Origin of the sequence: Actinomadura oligospora ATCC 43269 (assembly GCF_000518265.1) — a bacterium.
GTDB classification, from domain to species: domain Bacteria; phylum Actinomycetota; class Actinomycetes; order Streptosporangiales; family Streptosporangiaceae; genus Spirillospora; species Spirillospora oligospora.
Map to the genome: position 1 here is coordinate 78,815 of NZ_JADG01000018.1, position 17,280 is coordinate 96,094.

At 71.5% G+C, this 17,280-nt stretch carries 18 protein-coding genes, 2 tRNA genes and 1 riboswitch; of the genes, 9 read left to right on the forward strand and 11 right to left on the reverse strand.

The features are described from left to right. Window positions 1-121: 121 nt before the first annotated feature. From P696_RS0126505 to P696_RS0126530, 6 genes are all read left to right on the forward strand, one after another. Entirely contained in the window at window positions 122-934 is an 813-nt protein-coding gene (locus P696_RS0126505; RefSeq protein ID WP_026414694.1) for an SAM hydrolase/SAM-dependent halogenase family protein, read from the forward strand. Window positions 935-1,057: 123 nt separating this feature from the next. Then, on the forward strand, window positions 1,058-1,930 hold the full coding sequence (locus P696_RS0126510) for an ABC transporter substrate-binding protein (protein WP_026414695.1): 873 nt from the start codon (window positions 1,058-1,060) through the stop codon (window positions 1,928-1,930). Window positions 1,931-2,003: 73 nt separating this feature from the next. Beyond that, window positions 2,004-2,864 carry an amino acid ABC transporter permease gene (locus P696_RS0126515; RefSeq protein WP_026414696.1) on the forward strand — a complete coding sequence of 287 codons (861 nt, stop codon included), beginning with the start codon at window positions 2,004-2,006 and terminating at the stop codon, window positions 2,862-2,864. After that, window positions 2,864-3,613 carry an amino acid ABC transporter ATP-binding protein gene (locus P696_RS0126520; protein WP_026414697.1) on the forward strand — a complete coding sequence of 250 codons (750 nt, stop codon included), beginning with the start codon at window positions 2,864-2,866 and terminating at the stop codon, window positions 3,611-3,613. The genes P696_RS0126515 and P696_RS0126520 overlap by 1 nt, the downstream gene beginning before the upstream one ends. Before the next feature lie 83 nt (window positions 3,614-3,696). After that, window positions 3,697-4,089 carry an NUDIX hydrolase gene (locus P696_RS0126525; protein ID WP_034487024.1) on the forward strand — a complete coding sequence of 131 codons (393 nt, stop codon included), beginning with the start codon at window positions 3,697-3,699 and terminating at the stop codon, window positions 4,087-4,089. A gap of 124 nt (window positions 4,090-4,213) precedes the next feature. Further along, window positions 4,214-4,618 (forward strand): hypothetical protein, encoded by a 405-nt coding sequence (locus tag P696_RS0126530; RefSeq protein ID WP_026414699.1) that lies wholly within the window; start codon window positions 4,214-4,216, stop codon window positions 4,616-4,618. A 196-nt stretch (window positions 4,619-4,814) separates the two neighbouring features. On the opposite strand, the gene P696_RS0126535 is transcribed toward P696_RS0126530, so the two are convergent. Then, complete coding sequence (locus P696_RS0126535; protein ID WP_051468205.1) at window positions 4,815-5,327, reverse strand: helix-turn-helix domain-containing protein; 513 nt, start codon at window positions 5,325-5,327, stop codon at window positions 4,815-4,817. Between the two features lie 194 nt (window positions 5,328-5,521). Between P696_RS0126535 and P696_RS0126540 the strand changes: the two genes are divergently transcribed. Further along, window positions 5,522-6,892 carry a hypothetical protein gene (locus P696_RS0126540; protein ID WP_026414701.1) on the forward strand — a complete coding sequence of 457 codons (1,371 nt, stop codon included), beginning with the start codon at window positions 5,522-5,524 and terminating at the stop codon, window positions 6,890-6,892. A gap of 229 nt (window positions 6,893-7,121) precedes the next feature. Here P696_RS0126540 and P696_RS0126545 read toward each other — a convergent pair. The 10 genes from P696_RS0126545 to P696_RS0126590 form a co-directional block, all read right to left on the reverse strand. After that, window positions 7,122-7,194, reverse strand: a tRNA-Glu gene (locus P696_RS0126545). Between the two features lie 41 nt (window positions 7,195-7,235). Beyond that, window positions 7,236-7,307 (reverse strand) — tRNA-Gln (locus tag P696_RS0126550). A gap of 184 nt (window positions 7,308-7,491) precedes the next feature. Next, window positions 7,492-8,130: a DUF2461 domain-containing protein gene (locus P696_RS0126555; protein ID WP_026414702.1), complete on the reverse strand. Its 639-nt coding sequence runs from the start codon at window positions 8,128-8,130 to the stop codon at window positions 7,492-7,494. 92 nt (window positions 8,131-8,222) lie between these two features. Further along, complete coding sequence (locus P696_RS0126560; RefSeq protein WP_026414703.1) at window positions 8,223-8,987, reverse strand: fumarylacetoacetate hydrolase family protein; 765 nt, start codon at window positions 8,985-8,987, stop codon at window positions 8,223-8,225. Window positions 8,988-9,014: 27 nt separating this feature from the next. Continuing rightward, complete coding sequence (locus P696_RS0126565) at window positions 9,015-10,658, reverse strand: cellulose binding domain-containing protein (RefSeq protein WP_157429927.1); 1,644 nt, start codon at window positions 10,656-10,658, stop codon at window positions 9,015-9,017. A 95-nt stretch (window positions 10,659-10,753) separates the two neighbouring features. Next, window positions 10,754-11,113, reverse strand: a complete 360-nt coding sequence (locus P696_RS0126570) for an SEL1-like repeat protein (RefSeq protein ID WP_026414705.1) — start codon at window positions 11,111-11,113, stop codon at window positions 10,754-10,756. 167 nt (window positions 11,114-11,280) lie between these two features. Further along, the gene (locus tag P696_RS0126575; protein WP_026414706.1) at window positions 11,281-11,565 is read right to left on the reverse strand and encodes a GNAT family N-acetyltransferase; all 285 of its coding nucleotides are present in this window, start codon (window positions 11,563-11,565) and stop codon (window positions 11,281-11,283) included. A 48-nt stretch (window positions 11,566-11,613) separates the two neighbouring features. Continuing rightward, on the reverse strand, window positions 11,614-13,194 hold the full coding sequence (gene cimA / locus P696_RS0126580) for a citramalate synthase (protein ID WP_026414707.1): 1,581 nt from the start codon (window positions 13,192-13,194) through the stop codon (window positions 11,614-11,616). 390 nt (window positions 13,195-13,584) lie between these two features. Beyond that, window positions 13,585-14,685 (reverse strand): branched-chain amino acid aminotransferase, encoded by a 1,101-nt coding sequence (locus P696_RS0126585; protein WP_026414708.1) that lies wholly within the window; start codon window positions 14,683-14,685, stop codon window positions 13,585-13,587. Window positions 14,686-14,876: 191 nt separating this feature from the next. Then, window positions 14,877-15,932 (reverse strand): 3-isopropylmalate dehydrogenase, encoded by a 1,056-nt coding sequence (locus tag P696_RS0126590; protein ID WP_026414709.1) that lies wholly within the window; start codon window positions 15,930-15,932, stop codon window positions 14,877-14,879. A gap of 97 nt (window positions 15,933-16,029) precedes the next feature. Further along, window positions 16,030-16,217: riboswitch (cobalamin riboswitch) on the forward strand. 31 nt (window positions 16,218-16,248) lie between these two features. Between P696_RS0126590 and P696_RS0126595 the strand changes: the two genes are divergently transcribed. Both P696_RS0126595 and P696_RS0126600 read left to right on the forward strand, forming a co-directional pair. After that, window positions 16,249-16,473, forward strand: a complete 225-nt coding sequence (locus P696_RS0126595; RefSeq protein ID WP_026414710.1) for a CbtB domain-containing protein — start codon at window positions 16,249-16,251, stop codon at window positions 16,471-16,473. Continuing rightward, entirely contained in the window at window positions 16,473-17,219 is a 747-nt protein-coding gene (locus tag P696_RS0126600) for a CbtA family protein (RefSeq protein WP_211245869.1), read from the forward strand. The genes P696_RS0126595 and P696_RS0126600 overlap by 1 nt, the downstream gene beginning before the upstream one ends. Window positions 17,220-17,280: the final 61 nt, after the last annotated feature.

The following is a 17,280-nucleotide window of genomic DNA, read 5'->3' on the forward strand; positions in this document are numbered from 1 at the left end:
ACGGCGGCGCGGACCGCGCAACCCCACCCCATACCCCACCGTGAATGTGTGAAATTGCGGGCGACTTGGTACCCTCAAGCGTCACTTTCCGTGATATTCGCAGCTCGTGTTAGGTACGCCCGTGTCCGAGTCCCGACCTTTCGCCAGCCTCACCACCGACTTCGGCGCCGCCTACAGCGGCACCTGTGTCGGGGTCATGTACGCGATCGCCCCTGAGGCCAACGTGCTCGTGCTCAGCGACGAGGTCACGCCCTACCGGATCGTCGAAGGCGCGATGCTGTTGCGGCAGGCGCTGCCCTACCTGCCGGTCGGCGTGCACGTCGGGATCATCGACCCGGGCGTCGGCACCCCGCGCCGTCCCGTCGCCGTCGCGACCGGACGCGGCGACTTCCTGGTCGGCCCGGACAACGGCCTGCTGGTCCCCGCGGCCGAGGCGCTCGGCGGCGTCACCGCCGCGCACTACCTGGAGAACCCCGCCTACCGGCAGCAGTCGATCTCCACGACCTTCCACGGCCGCGACATCTTCGCGCCCGCCGCCGGGCACCTGCTCGCGGGCGTCCCGATCGCCGACCTCGGCCCCGCCGCGGACGCCCTTCTCCCCCTCGACCTTCCCTCCCCGGTCGTCGCGGACGGTTCGCTCACCGCGTCCGTCCTCTACACCGACCAGTTCGGCAGCCTCGTCCTCGGCGCCGAGCCCGCCGAGCTGAGCGCCGCGTTCGGCGAGCTGCCGTTCGGCACGCCGCTCGCGCTGTCCTGGGACGGCGGAGCCGCCGAGGTCCCGTTCGAGGAGACGTTCGGCAAGGTCACCGTGGGCGACCCGCTGGTCTGGGTCGACTCGTCCGGACGGCTCGGACTCGCCGTCAACCAGGGCTCGGCCGCCGAGCGCTTCGGCCTCGCCGACGGCATGTCCCTGACCCTCGCCCGAGCGTCCTGATCCCGGGCCGGGCACCGCGCCCGCGCCCGTACCGGCTCCCGCCGTAACCGCAAGCCAACAACTCCCGATATCGCCGCAACCGATATCGCCGCAACCGATCCGTCGCATCGCTGGAGGCACGCCTTGGCCCGTCGTCCCTTGCTGACCGCCCTCGCGGGGCTGGCCGCGCTCACCGTCGCCGCGACGGCCTGCGCACCGCAGAAGGAGGACACCTCCGCCGACAAGACGCCGGTGTCCGCCGCGTCCTGCACCAAGGACAAGCTGAAGCTGGTCAAGTCCGGTCAGCTCACGGTCGCGACCGACAAGCCCGCCTTCGAGCCCTGGTTCAAGAAGGACGACCCGACCAACGGCGAGGGCTACGAGAGCGCCGTCGCCTACGCCGTCGCGGAGAAGCTCGGCTTCGCCAAGACCGAGGTCAAGTGGGTCACCGAGTCGTTCGACGCGTCCTACGCGCCGGGCCAGAAGAAGTTCGACTTCGACATCAACCAGATCTCGGTCACCCCGGCCCGCGAGAAGGCCGTCACCTTCTCCGACGGCTACTACGACGTCCAGCAGGGCGTCGTGACCATGAAGAACGGCAAGTTCGCCGGGGTCACCCAGATCTCCGAGCTCAAGGACGCCAAGATCGCCGTCCAGGTCGGCACCACCGCGCTCGCGGCGGTCCGCGACCAGATCAAGCCGGGCAGCCAGCCGAAGGTGTTCAACACGCAGATCGACGCAGTGAACGCGCTGAAGAACAAGCAGGTGGACGCGCTCGTCGTGGACCTGCCGACCGCGTTCTACGTCACCGCCGCGCAGGTGGACGACTCCAAGATCGTCGGCCAGCTGCCGCAGAGCGCCGGCAACAACGAGCACTTCGGCCTGCTGCTGCAGCAGGGCAACTCGCTCGCCGGCTGCCTCAACCAGGCGATCGGCCAGCTGAAGTCGTCCGGCGACCTGGCCAAGCTGCAGCAGCAGTGGCTGACCGCCGCGGCGGGCGCGCCCGTCCTGAAGTGACACCGGTGATCTCCGACTCGACGGCCGCCGCCCCTCCCGTGGCGGCGGCCCCCGGACCAAGGACGGTGGAACGGTGACAGCGCCCGCCGACACCTGGGTGAAGAGCGAGCGGCAGCTCGCCCGCGAACGCGCCCACCGCCGCGCGGGCCTCCGCCACGGCTCGATCGCCGCGGCCTCCACGATCCTGTGCGTCGCGGTCGTGGCGGTCGTCGTGCTGTCCTCGCCGGGCTGGCCGCGCGTCCACGAGACGTTCTTCAACTGGGGGCAGTTCACCGAGGCGCTCCCGGACGTCCTCAGCGGCTTCTGGCTGAACGTCAAGATCTTCCTGATCGCCGAGCCGGTCATCCTGGTGCTCGGCCTGCTGGTGGCCCTCGCGCGCGGGCTGCGCAGCCCGCTGTTCTTCCCGGTGCGGATGCTCGCGGTCGCCTACACCGACGTGTTCCGCGGCATCCCGACGATCCTGCTGGTGTACCTGGTCGGGTTCGGGCTTCCGGCGCTGAAGCTGCAGGGCCTGCCGAGCGACCCGGCCGTGCTGGGCGGGCTGGCGCTCGTCCTGTCGTACGGCTCGTACGTCGCCGAGGTGTTCCGCGCCGGGATCGACTCGATCCACCCGAGCCAGCGCGCCGCCGCCCGGTCGCTCGGCCTGTCCCAGGCGCAGGCGCTGCGGTTCGTGGTGCTGCCGCAGGCCGTCCGGCGGGTCGTCCCGCCGCTGCTGAACGACTTCGCCTCGCTGCAGAAGGACACCGCGCTGGTCGCGGTGCTCGGCCCGCTGGAGGCGCTGCGGCAGGCGCAGATCCACTCGGCCGACACCTTCAACTACACGCCCTACCTCGCCGCCGCCGTGCTGTTCATCGCGCTGACGGTGCCGATGGCCCGGTTCACCGACCACCTCGCGGTCCGCGCCGAGCGGCGCCGCGCCCCCGGAGGCAAGTGATGAGCCGTCCGCTGCTGGAGATCGAGGGCCTCTGGAAGACCTACCACGCGCACCCGGTGCTGCGCGGCGTCGACCTGAACGTGGACGCCCACGAGGTCGTCTGCCTGATCGGCGCGTCCGGCTCCGGCAAGTCCACGCTGCTGCGCTGCGTGAACCTGCTGGAGGACGTGGACGACGGCGCGATCGTCCTCGGCGGGGACGAGATCACCGCGCCCGGCACCGACCCGGACGAGGTGCGCAAGAAGATCGGCATGGTCTTCCAGTCGTACAACCTGTTCCCGCACATGTCGGTGCTGGACAACATCACCCTCGCGCCCGTCCGCGTGCACAAGCGGAGCAGGCGTGACGCGCAGGAGCGGGCGCGCGAGCTGCTCGACCGGTTCGGCCTGGCCGACAAGGCGGGCGAGTACCCCGACCGGCTGTCCGGCGGGCAGCAGCAGCGGGTCGCGATCATCCGCGCGATGGCCTGCGACCCGAGCCTGCTGCTCCTGGACGAGGTGACCTCCGCGCTCGACCCCGAGCTGGTCACCGAGGTCATGGGGATCATCCGGGAGCTCAAGGAGCAGGGCATGACGATGGTCCTGGCGACCCACGAGATGGGGTTCGCCCGGGACATCGCCGACACCGTCTGCTTCCTCAGCGACGGCGTCCTGCTGGAGCGCGGCCCGGCCGAGCAGATCTTCAGCGACCCGCAGGAGCCGCGCACCCGCGAGTTCCTGCGCCGCGTCCTCGCCTCCGGCCGCCTCTGAACGCCGCCGCCTCCGAACGCCGCCGCCCCGGACGGCTCCGGCCCGCCGGGCCGGCGGCACTTGTGAACTGGGAGGATCGGGACATGGATCTCGACGTCGTCGCCTGGGTGCACGTCGCGGACGGGCGGCTGCTGGCCGTCCGTTCCCGCGGTCGTGACCTGCTCTACCTCCCCGGCGGCAAGCGGGAACCCGGCGAGGACGACTGGACGGCCGTCGCCCGCGAGGTCCGCGAGGAACTCGGGCTGGAGCTGGACGAGGCGTCCTTCCAGGAACTCGGCGTCGTGCGGGCCGCCGCGCACGACCAGCCGCGCTTCTCGCACGTCCGGATGGCCTGCTTCACCTCGGGCCACTTCGGCGAGATCACCGCGACCGGCGAGGTGGACGAGTTCCGCTTCGTCGGCCCCGAGGACCGGGACCTGCTGGCCCCGGCGTCCGCCGCCGCGTTCGATCTCGCCGCCGAGCACGGACTACTTTGATCGTCGGCCGCGACACGCGGCAACATTGATTGACCGGATCCCCTCCGCGCCCCACACTAAACCCGTCAGCAACTTAAAGTTACAGAATGAGCTGACGTCAAGATCCGGCCAACCGGGGGTTCCCATGCACGACCACATCGCCAACGCCGCCGGGCGGCTCGGCTCCGCCGACACCCTGCCGGGCCTGCTCGCCGCCGCCATCCACGGCCTCGAACTGGTCGCGCGCACCGCCACCGCGCTCGCCGACCCGTCCCGCGGCCCCGTCCGCCCCGGTCTCGACACCGCCCTCACCGAGGCCAGCCAGGCGTGGTGGGCGCTGTCGGCCGCGCCGACCGTCCAGACCCCCGAGGCGGGCTGCCCGCGAGGGGGCACGGGCAGCGGCGCGACCGTGGACGCCCTGCGCCGCTTCTGCCTCCAGCTCACCTCGGCCCTGGTCGCCGCCACGGCCCACACGCTCGACCCCGCCGACCGCATCGCCTGCCTCAAGGCCGCCCGCCACATCGCCCGCGTCCACGTCGTCCTGAACTGACCCGCACCCCCGCGCGACCACCCCAGGACGACGACCCCGCACACCGCGTGACCAACGCACCACGACAACCGCACGCACGGCAGACGGCACGCGGCCCGAACGTGCGCGGGTCCGGGCTCCACGACCGGACTCCGCGACAGGACGGCGCGGCCGGAACCGGCGGCCGTCCAGGGCGTGGACGGCCGCCGGTCCGCGTTCAGGCGATCTCTTCGACCTCGGCGGGCGCGCTGTTGCGGCGGGTCGCCGCCGCGCGTTCGGCGTCGGCCTTCGCGGCGGCGAGGATCATCTCGTCCACGAGCCAGCGGGACTGCGGCGACAGGTCGACCAGGGCGCGCAGCACCTCGGTGCGGACCACGCCCTCCTCCACCTCACGGCGCAGCGCCTTGAACGTCAGGTCGTCGTCGATCGGGCCCGCCTCGGACGCGAAGCCGAAGTAGCCGATCGGGACGCCGAAGAACGTCGCCAGCGCGGTGAGCGTGCGCAGCTGCGGGTTGTCCTGGCGACCGGTGCGCAGCTTCCACACGGTCGTGGACGAGATGTCCTCACCGGTCGCGTGCGCGATCGCACCGGCGGTCTCGACGTTGTTGCGCGGCGCGGGCGCGTCCGCCGGCCACATGTTCTGGATCAGCCACTCGACCTTGTCGGCGAGCATCGCGCCCGGGGTCGGCGGCTTCGTCTCGCCGTCGGCTCCGTTGTCCGGGTTCTCCATGCACCATCCCCTTCGCTCAGGCAACGACTTTAGTTGACCCGTACGCCAATCGTCAGCAAGGACACATCTCAGGTGACGATGAGTATCAAGAGGATCACAGATCGCGACCCGCCGGGCGACTTGCGGGACGACCCGCCGTCCGGCCTGCTTTCATCGTCCTCCGAGCAGGTCCGTCCCGGGGGAGGTACCCGCCTGTGAGGGAATCCGTCGCGGTGCTGGCGGTCGGCGCGGCGCTGACGCTGTCACCCATGCCCGCGCTGTTAGCGTCCACGCCCGCACGGGCGTCGACCGTCGCGCCCGTGCCCGCGCACACCAGCTGCACCGGCCTGACGGGGGCGGCCGCCGCCTTCTTCAACCAGTCGGCGCTGTGCCACAATCTCAGCCAGGACCTCCTGGACGGCCGCCCCGACAAGTTCGGCACCGAACTGCGCGACTCGCTGCGCCGACTGACGCCGCCGGGCCGCATGTACCGTCCCGAAGCGCGGCACCGCGTCGTCGTCCCGCACCAGAGGCCGCCCGCGCGGCCCTCGGAGCGTCCGCGGCGACGTCCCGAGCCGAAGGCCGCCGCGCCGAAGAGCATCGACCGCGACGCCCACGCGCCCGACCCCTTGCCCCTCGACATCGTCCGGCCGCGAGCCACCCCCTCGCACAGCACGGTCCCGCACAGCGCGCGGCCGGTGGCGCCTCAGCCGTCCGCCAACGCGCGGGCGGTGCCCGAAGGCGAGGAGACGCAGTCGTTCGGCATGCTGTCCGTCCTTTTGGCCGGCCTGGTGATGTGCGGTGTCTTCCTGATGCGTCGGCGGGCCATGCCCGTCCTGGCGTCCGCGATCCAGAGTCCGCTGCGCCTGCGTGCGCCGCGTCTGCACCGGCGGGCCACACCACGCGACGCCGAGGACGCGAGTCCCGGCACACCGCCGCCTCCCGTTCCCGCCGTCGCCGCTCACCACGTGCCGCCCGCGCGGCCCGCGCCCGACGGTGTGACGTCCCCCGTCACGGCGGTCCAGGTCGCTGCCGAGCTGGCCCGGCCGTCCGGTGTCGGGCTCGTCGGCGACGGCGTGGACGGCTTCGTCCGCGCCGTCGTGACCGAGCTGGTCACGCGCGACGGCCCGCGCGCCCGCGTCGTCCTGTCGCGCACCGAACTCGACCGGCTCTACGGCGGCGCGTTCGACGAGCCGCTGCGTTCGGCCCTTGAGCCCGAGCTGCGCGTGTGCGAACTGCTCGAGGACGCGATCGAGCACCTGGAGCTGGAGATGCTCATCAGCGACGCCGAGCAGGCGAACCCGGACCTCAGCCCCACCCGCGGCGTCGGCATGCCGACCATCTACTGGATCGCGACGCCCGGCCACGACGACGACGTCGTCCTGCCGCTGGTGCGACGAGGCCCGGCGCACCGCCCCGTGGGCATCATGTTCGGAGTCTGGACGCACGGCCGCACCTGCTCGGTCGACGCCGACGGAACACTCACGGCCCCGACCGGCCCGCGCCGCGTCCCGCTGCTGACGGTGGACGAGTCGCTCGCCGCCCTCCGCGCCCACGCCTCGACCGAACGCACCGGCTGGCTCTGACCACGCACCCGCCTCCGCGACCCGGGCGTCCTCGGTCAGTCCTGAGCGCTGACCGGCTCCGACCGAGCGCTCCGACGACCTCGGAGCGCTCCCCCACCCGGGCCCGCGGGAGGCACGGAAACGCCGGTGGGCGGCGGTGTGAAATGCGTCATCGAATGATCAGGCGATGATCGGCGGAAAACACGAACGAGGCCCCGGTCGAGATGACCGGGGCCTCGTTGTTCGCGCGTACCCCCGAGCGGATTCGAACCGCCGTTACCGCCTTGAGAGGGCGGCGTCCTAGGCCACTAGACGACGGGGGCCTGCGCGACACCGATCTCCGCTTCCGCGAGATCGGGATCAGCTGGGGTACCAGGACTCGAACCTAGACTAACTGAACCAGAATCAGTCGTGCTGCCGATTACACCATACCCCAGTGCCGTGAGCTTCCCTTTGGCCCTTCCGGGCTTCCGTTTCGCTCGCGCCTCGAAAAGAATACAGGAGTCTGCGGGTAGTGCCAAAACGAATAGCGGAGCCGCCCGACCAGCGTGTTCCAGGCGTGCCGGCGCGGCCCGGAACCCCCCGGGCGTTCCGGCCCGCACGGGTGGTTCGGAGGGCGGTCAGCGGCCGAAGTCGGGCGGTCCGATGTGCTCGCCGGCCCACTCCCCGAGGGGGCTCAGCAGGCGCCAGGCGTCCCGCACGCGGTCCACGACCTCATGGGTGCCCATCCATGCCTCGGCGGGCCAGCCCTGGCGCGCGTAGAGGCGCGTGTGGCGCAGCAGGTCGATGCGGGGATGGTCGGCGTCGAAACCGCGCGGACGCGTCTTCAGCGTCTCCCCGGCGATCTCCATGCCCGCCTTCTCCAGGTCGTCCAGCAGGGCTTCGAGCGCCTTGCCGGACGCGGGGGCGTGGACGGCCGCGCGAAAGCGCTTCAGCCGCTCGCCCTGCATCGAGTACATGCCGCCCGCGACCGCCATGCCGTCCGCGTCGATCTCGACGTAGAGGGGGTTGTCGTGGGCGATCGCGCCCTGGTGGTCCTTGTAGGGCGTCTTGTCCTTGCTGAAGCGGACGTCCCGGTACGGGCGGAACAGCTTGATCTCGCCGAACTCGGGCTCCAGCTCGTCCAGGAGGGCGAGCATGGGCCCGCGGACGTGCCGCTCGTAGCGCTCCTTGTTCGCCGTCCAGTAGTCCTTGCTGTTGTCGGCGAGGAGCCCCTCGTAGAAGGCGAACGCCTCCTCGTCGAAACCGTCGAAGCTCATGGGTCCTCCAGGTGGGAACGCGGACGGCGTCCCCGGGACGTGCCCGGGGACGCCGTGGGCCGGTGGTGTTCCGGCCGGGCCGCCGGGCGCGGTCAGTCGCGCGCGACGACGCGGTTGGAGAGCGTGCCGATGCCCTCGATCTCGACGGTCACCTCGTCGCCGATCTCCATCGGCCCGACGCCCGCCGGGGTGCCGGTGAGGATCACGTCGCCGGGCAGCAGCGTCATGACCTGGGTCACGTACTCCACCAGCGCGGCGATGTCGTGGGTGAGCTCGGAGGTGCGGGCCTCCTGCCTGACCTCGCCGTTCAGCCGCGTGGTGATCGCCAGGTCGGACGGGTCGAGCTCGGTCTCGATCCACGGGCCGAGCGGGCAGAACGTGTCGAAGCCCTTGGCCCGCGTCCACTGGCCGTCCTGCTTCTGCAGGTCGCGGGCGGTGACGTCGTTCGCGCAGGTGTAGCCGAGGATGACGTCCTGCGCGCGGGAGGCCGGGACCTCGCGGCACAGCCGCCCGATCACCACGGCCAGCTCGCCCTCGTAGTCGACCCGCTGGGACAGCTTCTCCGGGTAGGCGACGGCCTCGCCGGAGCCGATCACGGCCGTGGACGGCTTGCTGAAGATCACCGGTTCGGCGGGCGGCTCGCCGCCCATCTCGCGGGCGTGCTCGGCGTAGTTCTTGCCGATCGCGATGACCTTGCTGGGCAGGATCGGCGCGAGCAGGCGCACGTCGGCCAGCGGGAAACGCTGCCCCGTGAAGGTCAGCTCTCCGAACGGGTGTGCCGCGATGGCGGCGATGGTGTTCTCTTCGACCACCCCGAAGGACATGCCTTCACCGGTGGAGAACCTCGCGATACGCATGTTCAGCAGCCTAATCGGCGCGCGGACTCAGAATCCGCACGCCCGTCCGGCGAGCTGGCAGCCCTCCGGCCGCGCGGGCAGCCCGGTGGCCCCGAACCGGACCGTCCAGCTTCCGCCGGGCGGGATGGCGACCGTCCCGTCGATCTCCACGTGCGTCCCGCCGTGGACGAGTTCGGCTCCCCAGATCGCGTGGACGTCGGCGCGCGGCGTGTCGAACGTGATCTTCCATCCGGTCAGCGGGGTGGTTCCGGGGTTGGTGACGACGAACTGGCCCTCGAAGTACCCCTGGCTCTGCTGGACGATCTGGTAGCTGATCCCGTTTCCCTGCGCGACCTGGCCGGCCGGCGCGGGTTCGGGGCCGCCGGTCGCGGGCGGCACCGCCCCCGGCGTCCCGGCGGGCGATTCCGAGGGCGCGACGGATGGCGGCGGCGACGGTGTGGCGGTCCCGGACGGCTCGCCGGAAGGCTCATCAGAGGGCGAGGCGCCCGGCGTCGACGACGACGTCGGCTCCAGTGACGCGGTGGCCGTGGCCGAGGAGTCCGGCGTGGTCGCCGATTCGTCGTCCTTGCCGGACGATCCGCCCAGCAGCATGGCCGCTCCGACACCGGCCAGTACGAGCACCACGCCGACGACGAGCGCCACCAGCGCCCAGGGGCGCCGCTTCTGGCCCGACGGACCGGACGGGCCGGATGGGCCCGGCATGGGGGTGCCTGTCGGAGCCGTGACACCGCCGAGGGCCTGGGCTGGGCTGGGCGCCTGGGCTGGGCTGGTCGCCGGGCCGCCTGCGGGGGCGGTCGGCGGGATGCCGAAGGCCGCCTTGGAGCCGGACGGCGGGGTGCCTCCGGCCACGCTCCGGTCGCCGGTGTGCGGTCCGGAGGAGGAGCGCGAGGGAGGGCCCGCTGCGGGAGCGCTCCGCGCGTCCGGTGCGGAGGGCATTGGGGGTGCGGACGGAGCCGGAGGGATGCCTTCTGCGCCCAGTGCGACGGCGACCTCGCCTGAGGGGGCTCTTGCGGGTGGGGTCGGCTGCGCGGGCGGGTCCGTCATCGTGGACGGCTCGTGCGGCCGGGGCGCTTCGGCTGCGTCCTCAGCAGGGCCTGCGGCCTCGGCGCCGAAGATGGCCGTCCAGTCGTCATCGTCGGCTTCCGGGGCGGGCTCGCGCTCGGGCTCCGAGGGGGCGGTGTCGTTCGGCGCCGGGGACGCGAAGGGGACCGAGTCCGAGTCCTCGCGCCTGGGGATCGGGATATCGGTGATCGTGACAGGCGCGGGCACGGGCGCGGGATCGTCGGTGGGCTCGGAGGGTCCTTCGACGTCATCGATCTCGGAGAGGTCGGTGACGGTCGCGGTGGGCGCCGGGACGTCGTCGATCTCGGGGAGGTCGGTGACGGTTTCGATGGGCGTCGGGACGTCGTCGGCCTCGGGAAGGTCGGTGATGGTGGCGGTGGGCGCCGGGACGTCGGTGATCGTCTCGTCCGGGGACGCGTCGGTGGTGGCGTCCGGCGGGACGTCGTCGACCTCCATGTGATCGTCCACCGGCGGGTCGTCGGTGGGCAGGGGGTCGATCAGGGTCTCGTCGGGAGTGGGGCCGGGGGCGGCGGATCGCCGCTTGGGGACCGCGAACTCCGCGGTGTTCGTGTGGTCCGGGGGGACGTACCCCGGGGAATCGCCGCTCACCTGGTCACCTCTCCAGCGTGTGGTCTCACTGGATGCGACGGTCCGCGGGGCGTTCCGGTTCGCCCGGAACGCGATCATTCTGGACGCCGGAGCGGCTACTCCTCCGAGCCGCGGCGGGCGGCGCGGCGCTGGTGCCGGTTGAGCATGTCGGTGATCAGGCCGATCGCGTCCGGGGTGGTGGTGTCCGGGGCTCCGCTGAGCCAGCGGGTGGCCTCGGCGAGCAGGTCCTCGGCGGCGTCGCCCGCGCGGCGCTCGTCGGCGAGGCGGCCCAGGACGTCGCCGAGGCGCAGGGCCGCTCCGGGGCTGCCGGCCTCGGCGGCGCGGCGGTACCAGGACGCGGCCTGTTCGAGGTCGCCGTCGCGTTCGAAGGTCTCCCCCAGGCCGTGGGCGACGCCCGCGAACGGCTCGTCCTCGACGGTCCGTACGGACTCGGGACGCCAGGTTCGGGCGGGCATGGGATTCTCCGGGGCGGCTCTGGGAAGGGGCGCGCGCGCCGCGTGTGCCGCGGCGCGCGATCTCGGGTAACTCATGGTGGCCGTCCGGCGCCGCCTTCGCCACCGGTTTGGGCATGTTCACCGGCATTTCTGGTGTTCGTGCGACTACAGTGCGCTAAATCACCTGGTCAGGCGACGAGGTCCTGGTAGTCGGGGTGCTTCTCGATCCAGCCCTTGATGAACGGGCAGAGCGGGATGAGGGTCCGGCCACCGGCGCGGACGTCGTCCAGGGCGCCGCGGGCGAGCGCGCCCCCGACGCCCTGCCCCTCGAAGCCGGGGAGGGTCTCGGTGTGGGTGAAGACGACGATCCGGCCCTTGGCGCGCAGTTCGTATTCGGCGAACCCCGCGAGCTCCCCGTCCACGGTGATCTCGTAGCGGCTCTGGTCGGGGGCGTCCTTGACGATTTTGTTCATGCCCGATCAATGCCCGGACGGGCATGAAGATTCCCGTCCGGGACGCGATCAGCCGGCGGGCTCGTGACCGGCGTGGAGCAGGCAGTACGTGACGGCCTCCTCCAGGGCCTGCCAGGACGCGGCGATGACGTTGTCCTCGACGCCGACCGTGCCCCACTCACGCTCGCCGTCGCTGGACTCGATGAGGACGCGGGTGCGGGCGTCGGTGCCGTGCGTGCCCTCCAGGATGCGGACCTTGTAGTCGGTCAGCTCCATGCGGGCGAGCTCGGGGTAGAGGCGGCCGAGCGCGAGGCGGAGCGCGTTGTCGAGGGCGTTGACCGGACCGTTGCCCTCGCCGGTGGCGATGATCCGCTCCCCCTTGGCGTACAGCTTGACGGTGGCCTCCGACACCATGGAGCCGTCCGGGCGGCGCTCCACGATCGTCCGCCACGACTCGACGTCGAAGTGCCGGGGGCGGACGCCGGTGAGCTCCTCGCGCAGCAGCAGCTCGAAGGACGCGTCGGCGGCCTCGAAGGTGTAGCCGGTGGACTCCAGCTCCTTGACCTTGGTGACGACGGCCCCGGCGCGTTCGCCGGACAGGTCGTAGCCGAGCTCGCGGCCCTTCAGCTCGACCGACGCGCGTCCGGCCATGCTGGAGACGAGCATCCGCATGTCGTTGCCGACGGCGGCGGGGTCGATGTGCTGGTAGAGGTCCGGGTCCACCTTGATCGCGGACGCGTGCAGCCCGGCCTTGTGCGCGAACGCGGACAGGCCGACGTACGGCTGCTGCGAGCCGGGCGCGACGTTGGTGACCTCGGAGACGGCGTGGGCGGTGCGGGTCATGAGCGCGAGCTGCTCGTCCGAGACGAGCCTCATGCCGCGCTTGAGCTGCAGGTTCCCGACGAGCGTGAAGAGGTTGGCGTTGCCGCTGCGTTCGCCGTAGCCGTTGGCGCAGCCCTGCACGTGGGTCGCGCCGGCGCGGACGGCGGCCAGCGTGTTGGCGACCGCGCAGCCCGAGTCGTCGTGGCAGTGGATGCCGACGCGCGCGCCCACGGACACGACGTCGTGGACGACCTCGGCGAGCTCGTCCGGCAGCATGCCGCCGTTGGTGTCGCAGAGCGCGACCACGTCGGCGCCCGCCTCGGCGGCCGTCCGGACGACCTCCAGCGCGTACGCGCGGTTGGCGAGGTAGCCGTCGAAGAAGTGCTCGGCGTCCAGGAACACGCGTCGGCCCTCCGCGCGCAGGTGGGAGACCGTGTCGCGGATCATCGCGAGGTTCTCCTCCAGGGTCGTGCGGAGGGCCAGCTCGACATGCCGGTCGTGGCTCTTGGCCACGAGCGTCACGACGGACGCGCCCGAGTCGCGCAGAGCGGCCACCTGAAGGTCGTCGGCGGCCTTCACACCGGCCCGGCGGGTCGCGCCGAACGCGGTGAGCTGCGCGTTCCTCAGCCCCAGCTCTGTTCGAGCGCGGCGGAAGAACTCGGTGTCCTTGGGGTTGGCCCCGGGCCAGCCGCCCTCGATGAAGCCGACGCCGAGCGCGTCGAGGTGACGCGCGACGGCGAGCTTGTCGTCCACGGAGAGGTTGAGCCCCTCCTGCTGCGAGCCGTCACGCAGCGTGGTGTCGTACACGTGAAACGCGTCGCCCTGCATCTGTGAACCCTTCGAGGGACGACGGGACCGCGCCGGAAAACAGAAAGACCCCTCACGGACGTGAGAGGTCTGCGCGCCGGCGGTGTTCCGTCAGTTGCCGGCGCGCCAGCCGATAATCACGAGGCTGTCGCGCATGATGCCCTGAGCATGCCACAGCCGTCTCAAATTCGCCAACTCGTGTCTCATATATCGAGACGACTCCTGGTCGCGGGCATGAGAAAGCCCCGCGCGGCGGCGGAGGACGCCGGGCGGGGCCGTCTCGCGAACGGGTCGGCTCACGACCTTGGGGCCGTCTCGGAACCGGCCGCGTACCGGCCTCGGAGGCGGGCCGTCTCGGAGGCGGCCGTCTCTCAGGCGGGGCCGAGGGGGCGGACGAGGGGGCTGACCAGGTCAGGCGATCTTGTGGATCCAGCCGTACGTGTCGGGGCGGCGTCCGAACTGGATGCCGATCAGCTCCTCGCGCAGGCGCATGGAGATCGGGCCCGGCTCGCCGTCGCCGATCGCCCACGCGCGGTCGGCGCCCTTGACCGCGCCGACCGGGCTGATGATCGCGGCGGTGCCGCAGCCGAACACCTCGGTGAGCTCGCCGGACTCGCAGCCGTGCTGCCACTCGTCGATGTTGATCTTGCCCTCCTCGACCTGGATGCCGAGGTCGGGGGCGAGCCTGAGCATCGAGTCGCGGGTGATGCCGGGCAGCAGGGTGCCGGTGAGCGCCGGGGTGAGGATGCGCGGCTGCGGGCCGGAGCCGTAGACGAACATCAGGTTCATCGAGCCGACCTCCTCGACCCAGCGGTGCTCGACGGCGTCCAGCCAGACGACCTGGTCACAGCCGTTCTCGACGGCCTGGGCCTGCCCGGCGAAGGACGCGGCGTAGTTCCCGCCGGTCTTGGCCGCGCCCGTGCCGCCGGGGGCGGCGCGGGTGTAGTCCTGGGACAGCCAGACCGTGACCGGCTTGATGCCTCGCGAGTAGTAGTTGCCGGACGGCGACGCGATGATCATGAAAAGGTACTCGTTCGCCGGCTGGTTGACGCCGAGCAGCCGGGTCGTGGCGAACATGAACGGCCGCAGGTAGAGGCTGTGGCCCTCGGTCGTCGGGACCCAGTCGCGGTCGGTGGAGACCAGCAGGTCGATCGCCTCGACGAACAGCTCCTCGGGGATCTCCGGCATGGCCATGCGCTGCGCGGAGGCGTTCATCCGGGCGGCGTTGGCGTACGGGCGGAAGGTGACGATCGAGCCGTCCGCCTGGCGGTAGGCCTTGAGGCCCTCGAAAAGCTCCTGCGCGTAGTGCAGGACCTGGGAGGCCGGGTCCAGCGTGATCGGGCCGTAGGGCTCGAGCTTGGCGTCGTGCCAGCCCTTGTCCTTGTGGTAACGGATCGTGATCATGTGATCCGTGAAGTGCTGGCCCCATCCGGGATCGGCCAGAATTCCCGCGCGGTCCTCCGCCGAGACGGGGTTCTCGTTGCGCGTGATCTCGAAGTCGAGTGTGCTCATCGTGGTAGTCCTCTCCCGGATCGCCAGGCGGCACCGTTGCCGTCCGACCTTCCCTAGTGCCTATTGTCGTACTTCGTCCGGACCTGGTTAACGACCTGGCCGGATGGACTTGCCGAAGACGGCGGCACGATGAGAAAAAACCGGGCGCGCCGTCCCTGGCGCGCCCGGTCATGGCTGGTCGGCGAGCGCGCCTACCCGGCTACTCGCTTGGCGATGGCGTCACCGATCTGCGCGGTGGAGCGGACGCCCGCCCCCGCGCGCTCGATGAGGTCCTCGGCCACGGCGGACTCGACCCGGCGCGCGGCCGCGGTCTCTCCGAGGTGGTCCAGAAGCATCACGACCGACAGGATAGTGGCTGTCGGGTCCGCCTTGCCCTGCCCGGCGATGTCCGGGGCGCTGCCGTGGACCGGCTCGAACATCGACGGGGCGGTGCCGTCCGGGTTGACGTTGCCGGACGCGGCGAGCCCGATGCCGCCCGCGACGGCGGCGCCGATGTCGGTGATGATGTCGCCGAAGAGGTTGTCGGTGACGATCACGTCGAACCGCTGAGGCTGGTTGACGAAGTACATCGTCGCCGCGTCCACGTGGCAGTAGTCGGTCTCGACCTGCGGGAACTCCTCGCCGACGCGCCTCAGCGTCCGCTGGTAGAGATCACCCGCGTAGGCGAGGACGTTGTCCTTGTGGACGAGGGTCAGTTTCTTGCGCGGGCGGGCCGCGGCCTGCTGGAAGGCGTACCGGACGACCCGCTCGACGCCGAAGGCGGTGTTGACGCTCTCCTGGGTGGCGATCTCGTGCGGGGTGCCCTTGCGGATCACGCCGCCGGTGCCCGCGTAGAGGCTCTCGGTGCCCTCGCGGACGACCAGCATGTCGATGTCGTCCGGTCCGACGCCCGCGAGCGGCGAGGACGCGCCGGGCAGGAGCTTGACCGGGCGCAGGTTCGCGTAGTGGTCGAACTCGAACCGGGTGCGGAGCAGCAGGCCGCGCTCCAGCAGGCCGGACGGCACGGACGGGTCGCCGATCGCGCCGAGCAGGATGACGTCCTGGTCGCGCAGCTCCGCGAGGACCGAGTCCGGAAGGACCTCGCCGGTGCGGTGGTAGCGCGCGGCGCCGAGGTCGTACTCGGTCTGCTCGAAACTCAGGTCGTGGGCGGGGGCGACGGCGTCGAGGACCTTCAGCCCCTCGGCGACGACCTCCGGGCCGATCCCGTCACCGGGAACGGCCGCGAGTCGGATGCTGCGGGAAGCCATGCGCAGACTGTACCGCATTGTCTCACTCAATGGTCGTCCATCTCAATAGGTGAGACACCTTGGGAGCTGTGGCACTTGACGTCGAAACCCCCCGAAGGGGACGCTTCGGGTGACAAGTTCACATCGAGGCGACGGTGCGCAGGAACCCGGTGAGATTCCGGGACGGTCCCGCCACTGTGACCAGGAAGTCTCCCCCCGCAACTGACCACGGCCGGACACGGCTGGAAGGTCGGCGGGAGGCGCTGATCTGGGAGTCAGGACACTGACCCGTCGTCCTCCCGCTACCGGGGCGAGTGCACCCCGTGAGGAGACCCTGATGGCTCAGACCGCCCTTTCCCGGCAGTCCGCCGTTCCGCAGCCGGCGCCGCTGCGGATCCCCGTCCGCGACATCGTCCCGTGGGCGGTGCTCGCGGCCGTCCTCGGGCTCGTGCTGATCTACTTCGTCGGCGCGGAGCAGGGCGCGACGTCCCTGATCTCCGGGTCGTGGGTGCACGAGTTCACGCACGACGGCCGGCACCTGCTCGGCTTCCCCTGCCACTGATGGCGTCCCACGATGCCACCGCGTCCCCGGCTCCGCTGATGACCATGCGCGCCCTGCTCGTGCGGGGCATGGCCGTCGGGATCGCCGGGGCCGCCCTGGCGCTGGTCGTGGCGTGGATCTACGGGGAACCACAGGTCGGGGCCGCGATCTCCTTCGAGGAGGCGCACGCCGACCACTCCGGCGGGCATGAGGCCGAGGTGGTCTCCCGGGCCGTCCAGAAGAGCCTGGGGCTCGTGACGGCGGTCGGGGTCTACGGGGTCGCGATCGGCGGGATCTTCGCGATCGCGTTCGCCTTCGCCTACGGACGGCTCGGCGCGCTTCACGCGCGGGCGACGGCGGCGCTGGTGGCGCTGCTGGGATTCGTTGCGGTCGAGGGCGTGCCGTTCCTGAAGTACCCGGCGACTCCCCCGGCGGTCGGGAACCCGGACACGATCGGCGGCCGGACGGCCCTGTACTTCGGCATGGTCGCGATCGGGATCGCGACCGTCGTCGGGGCGGTGGTCGTCTGCCGGCGGCTGGCGCCGAGGGTCGGGGCGTGGAACGCGGTGACGCTGTCGGCCGTCGCGTTCGTGCTGGTGAACGCCGTTCTGTTTCAGGTCACGCCCAAGCCGGACGCCGTCCCTTCGGGCTTTCCGGCCGAGACGTTGTGGGACTTCCGCATCGCCTCGCTGGGGATGCAGGTCGTCCTGTGGGCGACGCTCGGGCTGCTCTTCGGGTGGCTGACCGAGCGGGCCGCGCGGAAGTGAGGAGGTGGGGCCGACGGGTTCGTCGGCCCCACCTCCAGCCTGAATCGGCACGCCTTCGCGG

Bases quoted from the DNA above. Each gene is read 5' to 3' on its own strand.
- P696_RS0126520 (WP_026414697.1), top strand. From the start codon at position 2,864: ATGAGCCGTCCGCTGCTGGAGATCGAGGGCCTCTGGAAGACCTACCAC.
- P696_RS0126525 (WP_034487024.1), top strand. From the start codon at position 3,697: ATGGATCTCGACGTCGTCGCCTGGGTGCACGTCGCGGACGGGCGGCTG.
- P696_RS0126530 (WP_026414699.1), top strand. From the start codon at position 4,214: ATGCACGACCACATCGCCAACGCCGCCGGGCGGCTCGGCTCCGCCGAC.
- P696_RS0126535 (WP_051468205.1), bottom strand. From the start codon at position 5,327: ATGGAGAACCCGGACAACGGAGCCGACGGCGAGACGAAGCCGCCGACC.
- P696_RS0126555 (WP_026414702.1), bottom strand. From the start codon at position 8,130: ATGAGCTTCGACGGTTTCGACGAGGAGGCGTTCGCCTTCTACGAGGGG.
- P696_RS0126560 (WP_026414703.1), bottom strand. From the start codon at position 8,987: ATGCGTATCGCGAGGTTCTCCACCGGTGAAGGCATGTCCTTCGGGGTG.
- P696_RS0126570 (WP_026414705.1), bottom strand. From the start codon at position 11,113: ATGCCCGCCCGAACCTGGCGTCCCGAGTCCGTACGGACCGTCGAGGAC.
- P696_RS0126575 (WP_026414706.1), bottom strand. From the start codon at position 11,565: ATGAACAAAATCGTCAAGGACGCCCCCGACCAGAGCCGCTACGAGATC.
- cimA (WP_026414707.1), bottom strand. From the start codon at position 13,194: ATGCAGGGCGACGCGTTTCACGTGTACGACACCACGCTGCGTGACGGC.
- P696_RS0126585 (WP_026414708.1), bottom strand. From the start codon at position 14,685: ATGAGCACACTCGACTTCGAGATCACGCGCAACGAGAACCCCGTCTCG.
- P696_RS0126590 (WP_026414709.1), bottom strand. From the start codon at position 15,932: ATGGCTTCCCGCAGCATCCGACTCGCGGCCGTTCCCGGTGACGGGATC.
- P696_RS0126595 (WP_026414710.1), top strand. From the start codon at position 16,249: ATGGCTCAGACCGCCCTTTCCCGGCAGTCCGCCGTTCCGCAGCCGGCG.
- P696_RS0126600 (WP_211245869.1), top strand. From the start codon at position 16,473: ATGGCGTCCCACGATGCCACCGCGTCCCCGGCTCCGCTGATGACCATG.